We start from the raw sequence: 18,237 nt of genomic DNA on the forward strand, positions 1-18,237 counted from the left end.
CTTCTCCCCGTGACGACGGGGAGAAGGTCCCGGCAGGGGGATGAGGGGCAGCAACAGACGTGCACCATAAAGGCTGTCCCGCCGTCACCGCCGAAATTTCGCCCCCTTGTAAGAATCGTCTTGACGCTCCCAGGCCTCTTCACTAGAAGAGTGCGAACCGTACCGTACGGTACTGATCGGGAGCGAGGCGACGTGCAGATGACTGCGGCGATGAGGGAGGCGAATGCCGGGGAGGGGCTGACCGAACGTCAGGGCGCCGTTCTCGAGCAGGCATTGCGTCTTCTGGTCGACGGCGGCGAAAAGGCGCTGACGACGGCCGGCATCGCGCGGGCGGCCAATTGCTCCAAGGAAAGCCTCTACAAGTGGTTCGGCGATCGCGACGGGTTGATCTCGGCGATGATCGGCTTCCAGGCGAGCAAGGTGCGCACCCAGGACGTGGCCGCCAAGGCGCTCGATGCCGAGAGCCTTGAGCGTCATCTGATCGTCTTTGCCAAGGATCTGCTCGAGGTTCTCTCGGGCGACGTGTCGCTGGCGCTGAACCGGCTGGCGATCGGCCAGGCGAGCCGCGACGGCTCCAAGCTCGGCCATATGCTGCAGGAGCGCGGGCGCCGCCAGATCGGCCGCCGTGCGGCGGCGCTGCTGGAGGCCGGCCGCAAGGCGGGGCTGCTGACGTTCGACGATGCCGACGAGGCTTACGGCGCCCTCTATGGGCTCATCGTCTCCGACTGGCATCTGAAGATGCTCTTGGGCGAAGAGGCCGGCGAGATGAAAAAGGGTTTTGGCCGCAAGGCGGAGCAGGCGGTTGCCGCCTTCCTCACGCTTTACGGCACGAAGAGGTGACGGCCTGCAGCGCCGCGTGTCGGAGACACGCAAAGGTCGCTGCAGCAGTGAAATTGCAGCGCCGCGCTTCGGACGAAGCGCAAAGGTCGCTGCAGCATTAGGAATTGCCGTAGGGCTCCTGAGCCGGTCCCGGTTCTGGCGCCATGCGGCGGAGACGACTGACAACAACGGGAAGGACCACTAAAATGCGCGTCTATTATGATCGTGATGCCGATATCAACCTGATCAAGTCGAAGAAGGTCGCCATCGTCGGCTATGGCAGCCAGGGCCGCGCCCATGCGCTGAACCTCAAGGATTCCGGCGCCAAGGAAATCCGCATCGCGCTGAAGCCGGGTTCGGCAACCGCTGCCAAGGTCGAGGCCGATGGTCTCTCGGTTCTCTCGGTTGCGGAAGCCGCCAAGTGGGCCGACCTCATCATGATGGCGACGCCGGACGAACTGCAGGCCGAAATCTACAAGGCCGACATTGCCGGCAACATCCGTGACGGCGCTGCGATCGCGTTCGCCCACGGCCTCAACGTTCACTTCGGCCTGATCGAGCCGAAGGCGACCGTCGACGTCGTCATGATCGCGCCGAAGGGCCCGGGCCACACGGTTCGCGGCGAATACCAGAAGGGCGGCGGCGTTCCCTGCCTCGTTGCCGTTCACCAGGACGCTTCCGGCAACGCCCTCGACCTCGCGCTCTCCTACGCCTGCGGCGTCGGCGGCGGCCGTTCGGGCATCATCGAAACCAACTTCAAGGAAGAGTGCGAAACCGACCTCTTCGGCGAGCAGGTCGTTCTCTGCGGCGGTCTCGTCGAGCTGATCCGCGCCGGTTTCGAAACGCTGGTTGAAGCCGGCTACGCTCCGGAAATGGCCTATTTCGAGTGCCTGCACGAAGTGAAGCTGATCGTCGACCTGATCTATGAAGGCGGCATCGCCAACATGAACTACTCGATCTCGAACACGGCCGAGTGGGGCGAATACGTCACCGGTCCGCGCATCATCACCGAAGAAACCAAGGCTGAGATGAAGCGCGTCCTCAAGGACATCCAGACCGGCAAGTTCACCTCCGAGTGGATGCAGGAATACAAGTCGGGTGCCGCCCGCTTCAAGGGCATCCGCCGCGTCAACGACGCCCACCAGATCGAGGAAGTCGGCGCCAAGCTGCGCGGCATGATGCCCTGGATCGGCAAGAACAAGCTGGTCGACAAGGCGAAGAACTAAGCCTTATCGAACAGAGAATGAAGAAAGCCGGGGCAGTGCTCCGGCTTTTTTCGTTGGCGGGATGTTCCAGTCTTCGTCATCGCCGTTTGCGGCAGGCATCCGGCGACGCGAGGGCCGTCGGGTCAGGAGATCCTCGCGAAATCGACAAGGATTTCCAGGCATGAGGCGGGCGCGGCCGCAAAGGCCAGGCCGACACCACAACCGACCAGGCCGAGGGCGATCGCTCCCGGCCAGCCGTGGTTCTGCCAGCCATAGAAGGCGCCTAAAGCCGTTGCTCCGCTAACGACAGTGACCCACCAGAGGCAGCGAACGACCATCGCACCGTAGCGAACAACGACCATGAGCCTATCGTACATTTGCCTCCTCGACCGGCTGAACCAACGCAAGGTTCTGAACTGACATAAGTTCGCGTCATCGCCTTTGCCAGGGGTCGCGAGGAGAGCGGTTCAATGCTGGTGGAGGATGAAGTCGCAGGCGGCCCTTATGTCGTCGACGACCGTGGTAGGCGCCGGCGCGAACCGGTTTTCGTCGCCTTCCCGATATTTGCCGCTGCGCACCAGGATCGCGGTGCCGATCCCGGCGGCAAGCGCGCCGGCGGTATCGCTTTCCGCATCGTCGCCGATCATGGTCGCATCGGCCGGGTCAAGGCCGATGCTCGCTGCCGCTGCCAGGAAGAAATCGGCAGATGGCTTGCCGAAGAGCTGCGCCTTGGTGCCGCTCGCATGTTCCAGCGCCTCGACGAACGGGCCGGCATCGAGGCTCAACTCGCCGTCGCGATCACGGAAGAAGCGGTTGCGGGCGAGCGCCAGCAGCGGCGCGCCGGCCATCAGCGCGCGAAACGCGGCGTTGAGCCGGCCATAGCTGAAGCGCTCCGCGGCATCGCCGACGACGACGGCGATGGGGCCGTCCTTGCGGCAATCGGCGAAGTCTTCCTCGAGTGCGGAATGAACGAGCAGGTGCGGCCGGTAGCCGTTCGCCTCGAGCCAGGCGCACGCGGCAGCAACCGGCGTGAACACCTCGTCGGCGGCGCAATCGAAGCCGAAATGCTGGAGCTGGGCGATGAGCTGGCGCTTCGATTGCCGTGTGGTGTTGGTCAGGAAGCGGAGGGGCAGGTCGGCGGCCCTGAGGCGCGAGACCGCCACGACGGCACCCGGCAGCACCGTGTCGCCGTCATAGAGCACGCCGGAGAGATCGAGCAGCACGCCTCTGGCCATGGCAAGAGACTGCCTGAGCGCCAGGCCCTGGTCAACGGGGGCAGCGGATGCCTGCCGATCGGTCCGCGCCTGTCGCGCCCACCTTGGGGTCTGGCTGCCGTCTTCCCGCTGCATGCGGGAAGGCGCGGCGCCGCCTAAAGTATGTCGCGCAAAACTGTGCGGCGGTTTTGCGATAACGACATGCTAAATATCAAAGACTTAAAGCAAAGGAGCGAATCTGAAAGATCGCGACGCGCTTTAAACGTCAGGTAGCCTGCCAGGCCTGCAGCTGGGCGACCGTCGTCGTCGCACCGCCGCAAACGATGATCAGCACCCGCTCGAAGCGCTGCAACTGATCGGCGTGGGCATAGGCGACCGCGAGAGCCGCGCCACAGGCGGGCTCCACCGCCACCCGGTGATCGTCGAGGAAGCGGGTGCAGGCTTCGATGGCCGCGCGGTCGCTGACGACGACGCATTCGACCGGATGGCTCTGGCCAATCTCGAAGGCGCGGTCCGAGACCTTGCGGGCGCCGAGCGAGGTGGCGACGCCACTGATTGCGGGAAGCTCCACCAGCCTTCCCGCCTTGACGGAGGCTGCGAAGGATGCGGTGCCCTCGGTCTCGGCGGTGATGATGGGGATATCGCGCAGCCCATTGCGCTTCAGCCCTTCGGCGACGCCCGAGAGTAGGCCGCCGCCGCCGACCGAGAGCAGGACGGCATCGAAGGCGAGGCCGGCCTTGACGACCTCGTCGATAACAGTGGCGTGGCCGGCCCACAGCAGCGGATCGTCGAAGGGATGGATGAAGGCGGTGTCGGCATCGACCGACGCAAGCGCGCGGGCATTCGCCTCGTCCCAGCCAGCGCCGTGGACGATCACTTCGGCGCCTTCCTGGCGGATCAGCGCCTTCGCCCGCTCGGTGGTCGTTTCCGGAACGTAGACGGAGACGGGAATGGAGAGCCGGCGGCCGGCATAGGCGACCGCCATGCCGGCATTGCCGCCGGAGGAGGAGACGAAACGCCGCTTGCCGTTTCGCGCGTGATGCTCGCAAGCCGCGCCGACGCCGCGGATCTTGAAGGAGCCCGGTGGTTGCAGCGCATCCATCTTCAGCCAGACGGAGCGGCCCGATGCGAGGCTCAGCGGAAGGGATTCGATCAGCGGAGTTTCGAGGTGCAGTGCCATGGGAGGTCCCGTTGAAAAGCGCAATGGGGGCAAGTGCCGACTACAGCGCCGCGCGTCTTATAGGACGCGCGAAGGTCGCTGGAGCACTTTGAAACGCTGCATGTTTTTGTCCTTTGATCGGCTATGATTGAAGGAACCATGCAGCAGGCAAAAGGTCTCCCCGATTCTCAAATGTGGAATTTGCCACCGATCGTGGCCGCCCCGCAACGTGCTCGGCCCGTCATCGGCAACAATGGCGCGAGCCGATTGCATGTCTCCTCAAATCGACCTCGATTTAAGGACGTGCAGAACATCAAAGTTCGAGAGCAGCCTTTGCGCGTCCGAGAAGATGCGCGGCGCCGTGGTGGCGCGCGAGCGGGGGATGCTCGCGGTGCTACCAGAGAAGGCCGCTGAAGATAACGAAGGCGACGAACAGCAGCGACAAGACCAGCGACGCCTTGATTGCCGCCAGCGTGTAGTCGTATCGGCGAATTCTGTGTGCGAGGTCCTGGAACATACGGTCGTCCAATCCTGGTGTTGCCTGCGCGTGTCGTCGTGCAGGCGGCTTGCGCGGCGGTCGGACGTCCGGGCGGAAGTGTCGCGCTTGGCGCAATCTGCTTTCATTCCGTCGAGGCGTCTCGCCTCGTGCTTTCCCGAGCGTGCGCTGTGGCAAGGATACTGCCGGTCCGCTTGCGCTCGCGCTCGGCTTTCCAGTCGCGCAAGCTTAGCCGTCGATAATGGGAAATTGGCGGGCCGTGGACCTCTGACGCCGCGAAAAGCCAATTAGGCCAATGTCGATGCATGAACCATGCGCTTCAAATACGCCCAATACAAGGTCGTTCTCACGGGCGATGGGCGACAGCCGCGGGTTCCTGCCGTGATCGATCACGGCCGCCGCGTCTTGCGGGAGGTCTTGCGGGAGGTTTTGGGGGCGGGCGGCGGCGCCTGCGGCTCGGCGGCGGCGCGTTCGAGCCGGAGCGCTTTCAGCTTCTCCGTCTTCTTGTCGCGGGCGACCTTTTCGGCGGCGATGATGTTCTTCGCCGAATGATCGTTGGCGCCGGCCTTGTCGGCGGCCGGAGCCTTGCCGGGTTTGAAGAGATTGCTGCCGGTAAACGTCATGACTTGTCTCCGCGGGATGGGCGTGACGCCATTGGAGGGCGGACACGCCGCAGGAGTGCTGTCTTGCTGTCAAAAACGCTGCGCAGTGGCGCAACGGTCGCTGTAGCCTTTTGATTCTCCGGGTAATTTTACCTGCAATTCGCGTCGGGCCTAAGGAAAAAAACGACGACGGGATGCAAGGTTGGTTCGGGCGGTTCAGCTGCGCCCATGGACCCGCTCGGTATCCGGTGCCGGTGGCGCCTCAGCGCCACCGGCCTTGTCTTATCGCATGTCCCGCAAGGGGACTGCGGCGCGATCAGCGCGACTTTGCAGCCCGCTTGGGCGCCGGCAGCAGGCCCTCGCGCTGGAGTTTCTTGCGCTGCAGCTTGCGCTGGCGCCGTATCGCTTCGGCCTTCTCGCGGGCGCGCTTTTCCGAGGGCTTTTCGTAGCTGGTGCGCGCCTTGAATTCGCGGAACAGGCCTTCTCGCTGCATCTTCTTCTTCAGGACGCGCAAAGCCTGGTCAACATTGTTGTCTCTGACAAGTACCTGCAAGTTACGTTCTCCTTCATCGATTCACGGGCAGCATCAAACGATGCCGTGACTTCTGACTGTCGGCCTATCCATGTGCTCAAGGGCTGAGCCAAGGTCGAGCGGTGGTGGCGGTCCGACCCGTTGCTTCGGGGCGGAAAGCCGGTGCGGCGCATGCCGAGAGCGCGGCTTTTTCGCTCAATGCGCAGGCTTGCGGCATGATGATCTCCTTCACCGGAGATCGAAGGATCCAGAGACGCAAAAAGGCCGGGTTGTTTCCCCGACCTCTTCCCGTCATTCAAGCACTCCCCTGCCAGTACATCCGTGGTCAGGGGAGAGCGAATGACAAATCAAGCCGCTCTGAGGTTGTCGGCCGAGCTCTTGCCGGTGCGGCGGTCGGCGACGACGTCGAACGTGACCTTCTGTCCCTCGGCGAGCGAGCGCATGCCGGCCCGTTCTACAGCCGAGATATGGACGAACACGTCGGTGCTGCCGTCATCGGGCTGGATGAAGCCGAAGCCCTTGGTGCTGTTGAACCACTTTACAGTGCCCGAAGCCATGATGATTTCCTTTCATTCGTTGAGTTTTCCGGAAGATATTCTCCCGGCCATAATCGATATTTGAGAGGAAATCTGGCCGCGCGGGAGCGCTTCGTCAAAGGTCACAAGCAATATTCGATGCGACGATATATAGGCGATACTTTTTTCAGTTCAACACAAATATCCGGTTTTGCGTTTTCAGGTGATTGTGAAAACCTCTCTACGACCCTGTAATACCAAGCTTTTCGTCCGATTATTTTTCTTGGCCGAACCGGCATGGGTTTTATTACGGACCGGGCCAGGATGCCCGCGACGAGGCCGGCGCGCGGCCTCGATGGCCGACCGGCCGGGCCGGCTGCCTAGATGTTTAGTCCCGGCATGTGGTGGAGCGGATTGAGGGTGAAGCGTTCGGGCTGCGACGCCCATGCCTTGCAGATGAATTCGTAAGGGGTGAGGCCCCTGAGCGTCTTCAGCCTACGGCCGAAGTTGTAGGCGGCAACGAAGTCGGCGAGGTGCTGGCGGAGCTGGTCGTGGTTTTCGTAGTGGAAGCGCCTGACGGTGGCGTCCTTGATGGTTCTGTTCATCCTCTCGACCTGGCCGTTGGTCCATGGATGCTTTGCCTTGGTCGTCCGGTGCTCAATATCGTTCGTGGCGCAGGCGTATTCGAAGGCATGGGCCCAGAAGCGTTCACCGTTGGCGATCGCTTCCTTGATCAGCGGGACAGCCGAGCCGCCAGCGCCGGGTGTGGTGAACTGGATGCCGTTGTCGGTGAGCACGGTGTGGATTTTGTAAGGGACGGCTGCGATCAAACGCAGCAGGAACTCGCGTGAGACGGCGGTCGTGGCCTTCTCGTGCAGTTCGACAAAGGCGAACTTCGAGGTGCGATCGATGGCAACGAACATGTGCAGCTTGCCCTGTTCAGTGCGCACCTCGGCAATGTCGATGTGGAAGTAGCCGATCGGATAGCTCTTGAACTTCTTCTTCGGCGGCCTGTCGCCGTCGACATCCGGCAGACGACCGATGCCATGGCGCTGCAGGCAGCGGTGCAGCGAGGAGCGCGTCAGGTGCGGGATCGTCGGCTGCAGCGCATAGAGGCAGTCATCCAGCGGCAACAGCGTGTAGCGTCGAAACGCGACGATGACCGCCTCCTCCTCGACGGAGAGGACCGTCGAACGTGGCTCCTTCGGGCCGGTCGGCAGGTCCGCGACCGATGTCCGCTTCCGCCACTTGGCAACCGTCTTTGGATTGATCCCTTAGCGCTTGGAAAGCGTCCTCAGGCTCTCTTGACTATGCTGTATCGCTCGACGCACCGCCTCTGTCGTCGTGGCGCTCCCATGAAGAACCTGGCCCATAGCGCATCCTTTGATTCGGAAGACAAGGATGCCCCATCAAAGCCTGGGATCAAACACCTAGACCATTTCATTGTTTCATGGAAACAGTGAAATGGTCTAACCTTTTGAAATTACGCAATTCCGGACGGAAAACCGTTTCACACTTTTCCTGGAATTGCTCTAGAGCGCCGCGCGTCTAATCAGACGCGCAAAGGTCGCTGTAGCACTTTGATTTGCTGCATGACTTCGTCCTTAAATCGAGGTCGATTTGAGGAGACATGCAGTAGTGACGGAATGTGTTTGGCCGTGGTTGGCGTTGCCGGCTTCTGGAGGGCGGTGCGTTCGGATGACGCGGGCTTGCCCGACTGCGACCGGATCGGCCGGCGGTGGAAGGCGGCGGCGCGCTTGTCTTCGGCGCACCGCCCCCGCTTGTCAGGCGGCGTTAAAGGTCTGCGGCGAGACCTGCAATGCGGCGGCGATGCGCTGCAGCTTGGCGGGATCGGTATCGGCGCCAAGCTCGATCTTCGAGATTTCAACTTCCGTCAGGCCAGTCGTGACCGAGAGATCGTCGACCGAATAGCCGGCGGTTTCACGCGAACGCTTGATGGCGGCCCCGATATTGACGCGGGACAAAGATGCGCCGGGGGCCTTGGTTAGGTCTTTCTTAAAGGACATGAAGTGTCTCCTTCGTTGATCCACCGACAAAGAAAGCTGTCGGTTGAAGGGGGCCCAAAACTGAAATGCGACTCGGACAGACGAGCGCGAACCTGGGGCGCCGCTAATATAAGCGAGAAGTTCCCGGGCGCAAGTTTGCGGCCGAATTTTTGTGAATAGCCTAATTAAATCAGTTGTTTAGGCTGTAATTTTCGCTCCAGGGAAGGTGTGAACCGCACCGATCGGGGGCTTCATTTTCGCGGCGCGCCGGTGCCCGAATCAGCACGAAAACGACACGGAAATTCACACGAGGCGCGCCTCGATCAGAAACGGCCCGCGCCGCGACAGCGCGGCGTCGAAGAGGGCGGCGAAGGCTTCGCAGGAGGTGGCGACGGCCGCCTCGACGCCGAAGCCGCGGGCGAGCGAGACCCAGTCGAGCGCCGGCTGGTCGAGGTTCAGCATGCGGCGGGCGTTGGTGCCGATCTCTTCGACGCCGACATTGCGCATCTCGGCGTGGAGGATCGCGTAGGTGCGGTTGGAAAAGATGATGGTGACGATGTCGAGGTTTTCGCGCGCCTGGGTCCACAGGCCCTGAATGTTGTACATGGCGCAGCCATCGGCCTGCAGGCAGATCACCTTGCGTTCGGGGCAGGCGATCGCGGCGCCGGTCGAAAGCGGGATGCCTTCGCCGATGGCGCCGCCGGTCTGCATGATGAAATCGTGCGGCGCCGAGAAGGCCGAAAGCGCGAAGAAGCGGCGGGCCGAGGTGGCCGCCTCGTCGCAAACGATCGCATTCTCCGGGACCTTGCGGGCGACGATGACGGCGACTGCGTCTTCCGTCAGCGTGCCGGAGGGTTCGCCCTCGTCGGTAGGGGCGCCCGTTGTGGGCAGCGGCAGCGTTGCGCTGATGCCGAGTTCGTCGCGCAGCGCTTCGAGCGTTGCCTTGAGGTCTTCGCCGTGGCGGGCAAGGGTCACGACCGCGCAGCCTTCCGGCACCAGGCGGCCGGGCTTTCCGGGATAGGCGAAGAATGCCACCGGTTCCGGTGCGCCGACGAGGATCAGAACGTTGACGTCGCTGAGCATATCGAGCGCCATGTCGATCGGGTAGGGGATGCGCCGCGGCGCCACCCGCCCGCGGCCGCGCTGGGTGTGGGCGACGAGCACCTCGTTGAAAAGCTGGACGTTGTGTACGGCCGCGATCCGTCCGGCGACGGCGAGGCCATCTGCCTTTGCGGCGGCGCCGCTCAAGACCATGGCGACCCCTGCAGGGTTCGCACGGATGAGACCGGCGACCTTGCGGACCGTTTCCGCACTTGCCGGGCGCGGCGCATCAAGCAGCACCTTCTGCGGCGGCGCGTCGGTGGAAAAGGCACCCCAGGACGCGTCAGCCGGCAGGATCATCGTGGCAACGCCCGGTGGCGCCAACGAAGCGCGATAGGCGTCCGCCGCCGTCGGCCCCACATCCGCAGGATCCTTCACCCGCCGCACCCAGTTCGACATCGGGCGGGCCAGGCACTCGATATCGCTGGTCAGCGGTGCGTCCAGGGCGAGATGGTAGGAGGCATGGTCGCCGACAACGTTGATGACGGGCGTGCGGGCGCGCCGCGCATTGTGCAGGTTGGCAAGGCTGTTGGCGAGGCCGGGGCCGGTGTGGAGCAGGGTTGCGGCCGGGCGGCCGGTCATGCGCGCATAGCCATCGGCCGCACCGGTGACGACGCCTTCGGAAAGGCCGAGAATGCAGCGCATCTCCGGCTTGCGATCAAGGGCGGCGACGAAGTGCATTTCCGACGTGCCGGGATTGGCGAAACAGACGTCGACGCCGTTGGCAAGCAGCGTATCGACGAGCATATCCGCGCCCGTGGTGCGAATTGGTTGGCCGCCTTCTCCCATGCGCCTGTCCCCCGATTGGCCCTCGGGCGCATGATAGCTGCGCCTCGACCCGGTGCAAGCGCAGTACACCGGCCTCGGGAGGTGAAATCTTGCGCGCGCCGCCGTGGGGCCGCTGCCCTAGGTCCGCTGCAAGGCGAGATGGGCTCCGAGGCCAATCAGCACCGTGCCGCCGGCGCGCTGTAACAGGCGCTGTGCCCGGCTGGAGCGGCGCATCTTGGCGACGACGGCATCGGCGAGAAACACGCAGACGAGATCGGCGGAGGAGAACATCAGATTGACGGCGGTGCCGAGCAGCAGGAACTGCACCCACACCGGGAAGGCGGCGGCGGCATCGGTGAACTGCGGCAGGAAGGCGACGAAGAAGATCGCGGTCTTCGGGTTCAGCACCTCGACGGTGATGCTCTCGAAGAAGGCGCGGCGGGCCGATTTCGCCTCGACGGCGGGCAGGTGACCATCGCCGCTCGCCTTGGCGCGCATCAGCGTGAAACCCAGCCAGACGAGATAGCCGGCACCCGCAAGCTTCACCGCGAGATAGAGCGTCGGCACCGCATGGAACAGGATGGAAAGGCCGGCGGCGGCCGCAACGACGTGCACATAGCCGCCGAGGTGGATGCCGAGCGAGGCCATCAGTCCGGCGAAGCGGCCGCGCGCCATGGTCTGCGCGGCGGCATAGAGCATCGCCGGTCCGGGGATATAGGCGAAGATTGCCGTGGTGACGAAGAAGGTGAGGAGAATGTCGAGCGATGGCATGGGGCTATACCTCGTCTGCTGCTGCGCGGCCTATTCGGGAGTCGTTCTACTGCATAATTCCTTAAATCGGAATCGATTTAAGGGCAAAATTATGCAGCAGATCTAAAGTGTTACAGCGACCTTAGCGCGTCTTAAAAGACGCGCGGCGCTGTAAGGTCTTGCGCGGGAAAGTTGAAGGAAAATCGGAGCGCCCGATCCATCAGGTGAAGGCGCAGGAGCGGCACGGCGGAATGTCCGTCGCGCGTCAGACCGGGATCTCCTCGGCGACGCGGCGATCCTCGGGGCGGGAGCTGGCTGCAAGCCCGGCGGCGACGCCCTGGCGGTCCTCGGCGCTGCGGTTCTGGCTCATCTTGCGCTTGCCGTCGAGGCGGTCGATCGGCAGCCTGAGGCCGATGATGCCGCGAAGCTGCGCCTTGACGAAGGCGGCGGGCGCGTCGCTCACCTGCCAGGGTTCGGCGCGGGCCGCTTCGTGGCGGTTGGTCAGGCGGGTGACGACATCGAGAAGCCGGTCCTCGTCGGTGAAGAACTCGACCGCGCCATAGGCATGCACGGCCGAATAGTTCCAGGTCGGCACAACCTTTCCGTGTTCGCGCTTGGACGCGTACCAGGAGGGCGTGACATAGGCGTCCGGCCCCAGGAAGGTCGCCATGGCGGCGCCGATCGGCGCGGTCGTCCCTTGCGGATTGGCGCGGGCGAGGTGGCCATAGAGGGTGCCATGAGGACCCTCGTCGCGATCAAGCAGCAGCGGCAGCGGGGTCGCAAGCAGGCCATCGGCGGTTGCGGTGACGAAGGTCGACAGCGACGCGGCCTCGATGATCGCATGCAGTACGCTCAGTTCCTCCTCCTTGAACGCCGGGGGTGTGTACATGATCTCGCTCCTTGTGCCTGCCACTTCATAGAGGTAAACTGGACTGGACCGAATATCCAGTTTTCGCATAAATGAGTGGGCCAGTTGATAGCGGAGAACAACGAGGCGAGGGGCGGGACCACCCGGCGGATCTACGAGGCGCTGAAGGCGCAGATCCTCGGCGGCACCTACGGCCCTGGGGATCGGCTGCCGTCGACGCGGGCGCTGGCGGCCGAACTCGGCGTGTCGCGCACCACCGTGACCGCAGCCTACGAGCAGCTTCTTTCCGAGGGGTTTCTGGAAAGCCGGCAGGGCGCGCCCTCGCGGGTGGCGCTGCTGCATGAGCACGAAGGTACCAAGCCGCTCCCCGAAGGGGCGCCTTCACCGCCGACGCCGAGCCCGGAGGCACCCGTTCGGCTGTCGCGCTTTGGAGCGGCGCTTGGCGAGGGGCCGACCTGGGTACCGCCGCAGTCCGGCGGGTTGATCGCCGATTTTCGCTATGGCGACCTCTCGGCGGCCGACTTTCCGGCCGAGGCCTGGCGGCGGGCGGTCAATGCCGCGCTTCGGCGGCGCAGGCCGCGGCTTGCCTATGACGACCCCGGCGGATCGGCGGAATTGCGCGCGGCCCTTCAGGCCTATCTCTGGCGGGCGCGGGGGCTCAGGTGCGCGCCGGACCAGATCATCATCGTCAACGGCTCGCAGCAGGGGCTGGACCTTGCCGCCCGCGTGCTTGCCGATCCCGGCGGCCGGGTCGCGGTGGAGGATCCCGGTTACGTCATGGCGCGCCGGGTCTTTGCCGCCGCCGGCGCTGACGTGGTTCCGATCGCCGTCGACGGGGAGGGCTTGCGAACCGAGGCGCTCGAAGGGCTCGAAGACGTGAAGCTCGCCTATGTCACGCCGTCGCACCAGTTTCCGCTCGGCAGCGTGCTCTCGGCCCGGCGCCGGCAGGAGCTTCTCGCCTGGTCGGAACGCAGCGGAGCCTATGTCATCGAGGACGATTACGACGGCGAATATCGCTACGATATCCGCCCGATCCCGCCGCTGCAGACGATGGCGCACGCGGAAAACGTCATCTATCTCGGCACGATTTCGAAGAGCCTGTCGCCGATGTTGAGGCTCGGCTATCTCGTCGTGCCGCCGCCGCTTCGCGCCGTCTTCGCCGCCGCCAAGCAACTGGTCGACCGCCATTCTCCCGTTCTGGAGCAGGAGGCGCTTTCAGCGATGATCGCAAGCGGCGCCTACGAGCGTCACATCCGCCGCAGCCGGCGCAGCAATGGCCGCCGCCGTGAAGCGCTGCTTGCGGCGCTCAAGGCGGAGCTCGGCGACCGGGTGGCCGTCGCGGGCGCCGATGCCGGCCTGCACGTCGTCGTCTGGTTCGATCGGGTCGAGAAGGCGCAGGAAGGCGAATTGATCGCGCGGGCGAGGGCGGCGGGCATCGGCCTCTATCCGATTTCGCCGCTCTACGCCGCGGACGAAGCCGGACATCGGCCCGACCGGGCCGGTATCGTCATGGGCTATGCAAGCCTCGAGCCGGCGGAGATCGGCAAGGGCGTGGCGGCGCTTGCCGAGGTGTTGCGTTGCTGGGGCGGCTAAAGGGCGCCGTGCGAAGGTGCGGCTGTAGTGTGGCGCTGCCATCTCCGCTATAGTCTGTCGGTGCCGCCACGGGCGCGAGGGTCATGCGCAACGGCTCCATGGCGGCACGCCCGCCTGTCCAGGCCGGGATCGATTTTTCGGGCTTTGCGGAAGGGCGGCGTAATCAGGAGGCGAGACCGATGGCAGAACGGAGAGCTCAGCCGTTGCAGCCGGGAGAACCGGCACCCGACTTCACGCTTCCGAGCGCCAATCGCGATGCTCCGGTTTCGCTTGCCAGCCTCAGCGGCCGCCCGTTCCTGATCGGCCTGTTCCGCGGATTGCATTGCCCTTTCTGCCGTCGTCAGCTCCGGCAGCTCTCCGCTGTCGAGCCAGCACTTCGTGCCGTCGGGGTGGAGACCTTGGCGGTGGTCAACACGCCGGTCGAGCGCGCGCGCCTCTACTTCGGCTACCAGCCGACGCCGGTCACGCTGCTTTCGGATCCGGAATGCAGAACGCATCGGGATTTCGGTGTGCCCCGCGTCGTGTTCCTTTCGCCCGAAAGCGACGAGCCGCCGCAATGGCCGGATCGTGCCAGACTGGCCGATTTCGAGGCGGCGCGGATCAACCCCACGGGCGAAATGCCGGAACCGGCGCAGCCGATGCGGGCCAACGACCTGCTCAATGCCGTGGACGGCTTCGAGCCCGACGAGACGGACGGTCGCATCTACGCGCAGCATGGCACGCAGCTCGTCGGCCACTTTCTCATCGATGCGGCCGGCATCGTGCGGTGGAGCGAGATCGAGGCCCGCTTCGGGCCGGAGGAGATCGGCGTCTTCCCGACTTCGCGCGAGATCATGCTGGCCGCCGGCAAGGTCGCCGGCTGAGCGGGCGAGGGCGGCGGTGTTGCCTTGACGGGAGGGGCAGAAGGCGGCTCGGGCGCGAAGCCGTCATGGGTTTTCGGCTTCTGAGAACCGTATTGACCTGCTTGCCGGACATGCCGCACAGACCTTCGTCGGCGGCCTGCTGCTGGCGGCCGGCCTTGCGGGGCTGCCGCTGTTTCCGGGCCAGACGCCGGCGATGACGGTGGTCTCGGCGCTGTTCATGCTGAAGGTGCTTTTCGGCTTTGCGGTCGATCACTATCGCGCTCATCCGTCCAAAAACGGGTGAGCGGCCGATCGCCTCTAAAGCGACCTGCGTTCATCTGAACGCACGGCGCTCTAGAAACTCCAGGAAACATGCAGTTTGCCTTCCCAGACATCGAGATCATCCTGACCGAAGCTCAGGTAACCGCCCGTCGCTTCGATCTGAAGGTTGTCGTTCACCAGCATTCTGAAGCCCGAGCGCAGTGAGAACGACCATGGCGAGGGCGTTACTTCCGTGAGGTCGCCGGTCAGGATCTTGCCGTCGTTGGGCCGCTCGAACTGGTATTCGGCGCCGAGCTCGGTGAAGACGAGAAACGGCTGCCCGTCCGGCAGGCGGAAGGTACGGCTGACCTCGGTCGAGAGATCGAGGATGCCGTAGTTGAAGCTGTCGCCGGGCAGGGAAACGCTGACCGGCGTGTTGAGGATGCTGCCCGAGAGATCGTAGGCGTCGCTGTCGATATGGGACCAGCTGACGGACACCTTGGGGCGGATGAGATAGGCATCGACCTTGTATTGGCCGTGCAGCGAGATTTCGCCGGCGAGGCGTTCCGAATCCTGTTGGCCGCTCAGCACGCTGAGGTCGATATCATTGTTGTAGCGCCCATAGGTCAGCGATCCGTCGATCGCCCAGTGTTTCGACAGGCGATAGGCCGCATAGGGGCCGAAGCTGAAACCGTCGGTATCGATGCCCAATGTGCCATCGAATGCATCGGTCGAACTGTCTTCGAGGGAAACGGTCATGCCGATGACCAGATCGCTGGTGATCCGGCGATCGAGGCCCATCGTCAGCGAGCGGGCGAGCGTATCGCTGTCGCGGTCGTAACGCTCGTCGGAGATGTCCGCGAACTGGATATCCGACCAGAAGTTCCAAAGGGAGGGTTGCGGGAGATCGCGGCCGGGCGTCAACGGCACCTGGTTGGATCGGTCGGCGCTTTGGGCCGCGGCCTCCTCGGCGGCGAGATCCCGGCAGATCGGCAGGTCGCGCTGCTGCTGCTTGGAATCGATCGACCGCGGATCGATGCAGGTGTCCGGCGTCCTGGCGGCGACCACGCGCCCGCCCCTGACCGCGGTCGGCGTGCGCGGCTTGAACCCCGGAAAGACCGGCTGAGGTCCGACATCCGGTCGGCCATCGGGTCGGTCGAAATTCGGGAAGACCGGCTGCGGTCCGACATCCGGTCGGCCATCGGGGAGGTTGAAATCCGGGAAGACCGGCTGCGGTCCGACATCCGGGCGGCCATCGGGGAGGTTGAAATCCGGAAAGACCGGCTAGGGTCCGACATCCGGTCGGCCGTCGGGCAGGTTGAAATCCGGGAAGACCGGTTGCGGGCCGACGTCCGGCCGGCCGTCGGGCCAGTCGAAGCCTGGGAAGACCGGCTGCGGTCCGACATCCGGTCGGCCGTCCGGCCAGTCGATGTTCGGAAGAATACCGCTGCGCACCTGGTTCTGCGTATCGAGCAGACAGGGCTTTCCGCTCGACAGGTCATAGAGCTTGTGCGTTCCACCATTGCCGGTTGAAACAACCGGCGAAAGCGAGAGATGGAGGCCGCGTCTGCTCTTGCTCCAGGTGTCGACGGTCTGATTGCCTTGCGCCGCTTCGAGACCAAAGGAGCCTGCGCTCGTTCCCGAAATCCAGACGGAGCCGGTGCCCCCCTTCGTGTTCCCGAGATAGGCGAGGCCACCGCGGGAACTGCAATTGGCCGCCAGTGCCTTGGCTGGCATCGCCAGGCCGCAGAGGCCGGTGAGCAGCCCGACATAGGCCGTAAGTGACAGTGCTCGTCGGCAATGAACATCCACCCTACGCTTGCTCCCCCAAGCTTGCGTCTACCCCGCCAATACGAGGCATGGTCATTTGCGCCAGGCCGATTTCGGCCGGCGCGGCGTCCCCGGTGTCCCACAGAGAAGGCGATCTTTCGAGTCGCAACAACTCCAGTTTGCACATTCCATGAAGGCCGGTGACGATGCTACCTTCAAATTTCAGTGGAAGCTGTCGGGTCGCGCCGGTCGTTTACGATGGCGCCAAAACCGCAGGGCGAGCACCGGAGGGCTACATGGCGACTTCAGCAGCAGGCGAAACGTTACGCATTCCGACCTTCGAGGACGTTCAGAGAGCGCGCAGCCGCATCGCCGGCGTGGCGCATCGGACGCCGGTGCTGACCTCGCGCACGGCCGATGCCGCGACCGGGGCGCGGCTCTTCTTCAAGGCGGAGAATTTCCAGCGCGCCGGCGCCTTCAAATTCCGCGGTGCCTATAATGCGATCGCTGCCTTGCAGGAAAGCGGCCAGAAGCGGGGCGTCGTCGCCTTCTCCTCCGGCAACCATGCGCAGGCGATCGCCTATGCCGCACGGCTGCAGGGTGTGGCCGCGACTATCGTGATGCCGAAGGACGCGCCCGAAATGAAGGTGGCAGCGACCCGCGGCTATGGCGCCGATGTCGTGTTCTACGACCGCTATACCGAGGACCGGGCGGCGATCGGCGCGAAGCTGGCGGCCGAGCGCGGCGCCGCCCTCATCCCGCCCTTCGACCATCCCGACGTCATCGCCGGGCAGGGCACGGCGGTCCTGGAACTGATCGAGGAGGTCGGCGAACTCGACTTGATCGTGACGCCGCTCGGCGGCGGCGGCCTCCTCGCAGGCTCGGCGCTCAGCGCCCGGGAACGTTCGCCCGGCGCGGTCGTCATCGGTGTCGAGCCGGAGGCCGGCAATGACGGCCAGCAGTCGCTCAGGAACGGCGAGATCGTACGTATCCCGGTGCCGAAATCGATCGCCGACGGGGCGCTGACCAACCATGTCGGCGAGCACAATTTCCCGATCCTCAGGCGCGAGGTCCGCGAGATTGCCACGGTGAGCGACGCCCAGCTCGTCGAGACCATGCGTTTCTTTGCCGAACGCATGAAGATCATCGTCGAACCGACCGGGTGCCTGGCGGCTGCGGCCGTGCTGCAGGGCGTGCTTCCCTCGGCCGGGCAAAGGGTCGGCGTCGTCATCAGCGGCGGCAATGTCGATCTCGCCACCTTCTGCGCACTGTTCAGCGACATTCGAGACTAGAAAACCGGGCGAAGCTAGAAAGCCGGGCGAATCTAGAAAACTCGGACGCTCGCCGATCCCGAACAGGCGGCTTTGAAAAAGGGGAATCGCATGACTGGCTCGAAGCCCGGATGGCAATGTCGAGCGCGGCCCGCCGTTGCTGCGGCGATGCCTTCTGCTTGTTCGACCAGGCCGCTTGCGACGCCCGTCTTTCCGGTTGCCTTAAGCGGCAAAAGTGGCACACTGGGCATCGCGCTTAGGCGCCGTGCTTCCCCGTGCAAACCAGGGCTGCTGTAATGATATGATTTTCTAAAGGAATTTCTCCTCCGGGCGGTCGTCGCCGGAGTGTAAACAATGGAAGAAAACGGAAGGATTACAGCGGCCTTCTGGCGCCTTGCCGGGCTCGGCGCTGTCAAGAAAATAGAGTGCTTCCATCGCGCCCGGGCGGGCGCAGCGCTCACACAC

The 18,237-nt window shown here is 64.4% G+C and carries 18 protein-coding genes and 1 pseudogene; 5 read left to right on the plus strand and 14 right to left on the minus strand.

Features of this window, described 5'->3' with window-relative positions:
* The first annotated feature begins 192 nt into the window (after positions 1-192).
* Both AC0C6X_RS22005 and ilvC read left to right on the plus strand, forming a co-directional pair.
* Positions 193-840, plus strand: a complete 648-nt coding sequence (locus AC0C6X_RS22005) for a TetR/AcrR family transcriptional regulator C-terminal domain-containing protein (protein ID WP_247958272.1) — start codon at positions 193-195, stop codon at positions 838-840.
* Positions 841-983: 143 nt separating this feature from the next.
* A complete protein-coding gene (gene ilvC / locus AC0C6X_RS22010) occupies positions 984-2,045 on the plus strand; it encodes a ketol-acid reductoisomerase (protein WP_173517082.1) in 1,062 nt (353 codons plus the stop codon).
* Between the two features lie 122 nt (positions 2,046-2,167).
* Here the strand turns inward: ilvC and AC0C6X_RS22015 are convergent, their stop codons facing one another.
* The 12 genes and pseudogenes from AC0C6X_RS22015 to AC0C6X_RS22070 all read right to left on the minus strand — a co-directional run bounded on the left by AC0C6X_RS22015 (position 2,168) and on the right by AC0C6X_RS22070 (position 12,056).
* The gene (locus tag AC0C6X_RS22015) at positions 2,168-2,401 is read right to left on the minus strand and encodes a hypothetical protein (RefSeq protein ID WP_472955139.1); all 234 of its coding nucleotides are present in this window, start codon (positions 2,399-2,401) and stop codon (positions 2,168-2,170) included.
* A gap of 90 nt (positions 2,402-2,491) precedes the next feature.
* Complete coding sequence (locus tag AC0C6X_RS22020; RefSeq protein ID WP_472955140.1) at positions 2,492-3,259, minus strand: TIGR01458 family HAD-type hydrolase; 768 nt, start codon at positions 3,257-3,259, stop codon at positions 2,492-2,494.
* Between the two features lie 244 nt (positions 3,260-3,503).
* Positions 3,504-4,418 (minus strand): pyridoxal-phosphate dependent enzyme, encoded by a 915-nt coding sequence (locus tag AC0C6X_RS22025; RefSeq protein ID WP_247958270.1) that lies wholly within the window; start codon positions 4,416-4,418, stop codon positions 3,504-3,506.
* A gap of 373 nt (positions 4,419-4,791) precedes the next feature.
* Positions 4,792-4,914 carry a hypothetical protein gene (locus tag AC0C6X_RS22030; RefSeq protein WP_282439033.1) on the minus strand — a complete coding sequence of 41 codons (123 nt, stop codon included), beginning with the start codon at positions 4,912-4,914 and terminating at the stop codon, positions 4,792-4,794.
* Positions 4,915-5,282: 368 nt separating this feature from the next.
* Entirely contained in the window at positions 5,283-5,516 is a 234-nt protein-coding gene (locus AC0C6X_RS22035; RefSeq protein WP_173517079.1) for a hypothetical protein, read from the minus strand.
* Positions 5,517-5,811: 295 nt separating this feature from the next.
* Entirely contained in the window at positions 5,812-6,048 is a 237-nt protein-coding gene (rpsU, locus tag AC0C6X_RS22040; RefSeq protein ID WP_472955143.1) for a 30S ribosomal protein S21, read from the minus strand.
* Between the two features lie 326 nt (positions 6,049-6,374).
* Complete coding sequence (locus AC0C6X_RS22045) at positions 6,375-6,584, minus strand: cold-shock protein (RefSeq protein ID WP_173517077.1); 210 nt, start codon at positions 6,582-6,584, stop codon at positions 6,375-6,377.
* Between the two features lie 338 nt (positions 6,585-6,922).
* Positions 6,923-7,915 (minus strand): annotated as a pseudogene (locus AC0C6X_RS22050) (IS481 family transposase).
* Positions 7,916-8,326: 411 nt separating this feature from the next.
* Positions 8,327-8,569 (minus strand): helix-turn-helix domain-containing protein, encoded by a 243-nt coding sequence (locus tag AC0C6X_RS22055; protein WP_173517076.1) that lies wholly within the window; start codon positions 8,567-8,569, stop codon positions 8,327-8,329.
* Positions 8,570-8,851: 282 nt separating this feature from the next.
* Positions 8,852-10,438: an acetolactate synthase large subunit gene (locus AC0C6X_RS22060; protein WP_472955148.1), complete on the minus strand. Its 1,587-nt coding sequence runs from the start codon at positions 10,436-10,438 to the stop codon at positions 8,852-8,854.
* A 117-nt stretch (positions 10,439-10,555) separates the two neighbouring features.
* Complete coding sequence (locus tag AC0C6X_RS22065) at positions 10,556-11,188, minus strand: LysE family translocator (RefSeq protein WP_173517074.1); 633 nt, start codon at positions 11,186-11,188, stop codon at positions 10,556-10,558.
* A 244-nt stretch (positions 11,189-11,432) separates the two neighbouring features.
* On the minus strand, positions 11,433-12,056 hold the full coding sequence (locus tag AC0C6X_RS22070) for an FMN-binding negative transcriptional regulator (RefSeq protein ID WP_472955151.1): 624 nt from the start codon (positions 12,054-12,056) through the stop codon (positions 11,433-11,435).
* A gap of 75 nt (positions 12,057-12,131) precedes the next feature.
* On the opposite strand from AC0C6X_RS22070, the gene pdxR reads away from it, so the two are divergent.
* Positions 12,132-13,628, plus strand: coding sequence for a MocR-like pyridoxine biosynthesis transcription factor PdxR (gene pdxR / locus AC0C6X_RS22075; RefSeq protein WP_472955153.1), 1,497 nt, complete (start codon positions 12,132-12,134; stop codon positions 13,626-13,628).
* Positions 13,629-13,807: 179 nt separating this feature from the next.
* Positions 13,808-14,491, plus strand: a complete 684-nt coding sequence (locus AC0C6X_RS22080) for a peroxiredoxin-like family protein (RefSeq protein WP_472955155.1) — start codon at positions 13,808-13,810, stop codon at positions 14,489-14,491.
* Between the two features lie 333 nt (positions 14,492-14,824).
* On the opposite strand, the gene AC0C6X_RS22085 is transcribed toward AC0C6X_RS22080, so the two are convergent.
* Together AC0C6X_RS22085 and AC0C6X_RS22090 are read right to left on the minus strand one after the other, a co-directional pair.
* Positions 14,825-15,799, minus strand: a complete 975-nt coding sequence (locus AC0C6X_RS22085) for an autotransporter outer membrane beta-barrel domain-containing protein (protein ID WP_472955158.1) — start codon at positions 15,797-15,799, stop codon at positions 14,825-14,827.
* Positions 15,800-16,015: 216 nt separating this feature from the next.
* Positions 16,016-16,543: a hypothetical protein gene (locus AC0C6X_RS22090; protein WP_472955159.1), complete on the minus strand. Its 528-nt coding sequence runs from the start codon at positions 16,541-16,543 to the stop codon at positions 16,016-16,018.
* 254 nt (positions 16,544-16,797) lie between these two features.
* On the opposite strand from AC0C6X_RS22090, the gene AC0C6X_RS22095 reads away from it, so the two are divergent.
* Positions 16,798-17,793, plus strand: a complete 996-nt coding sequence (locus AC0C6X_RS22095; RefSeq protein WP_472955161.1) for a threo-3-hydroxy-L-aspartate ammonia-lyase — start codon at positions 16,798-16,800, stop codon at positions 17,791-17,793.
* The last annotated feature ends 444 nt before the right edge of the window (positions 17,794-18,237 follow it).

The organism is Ensifer sp. VA4, assembly GCF_055710065.1.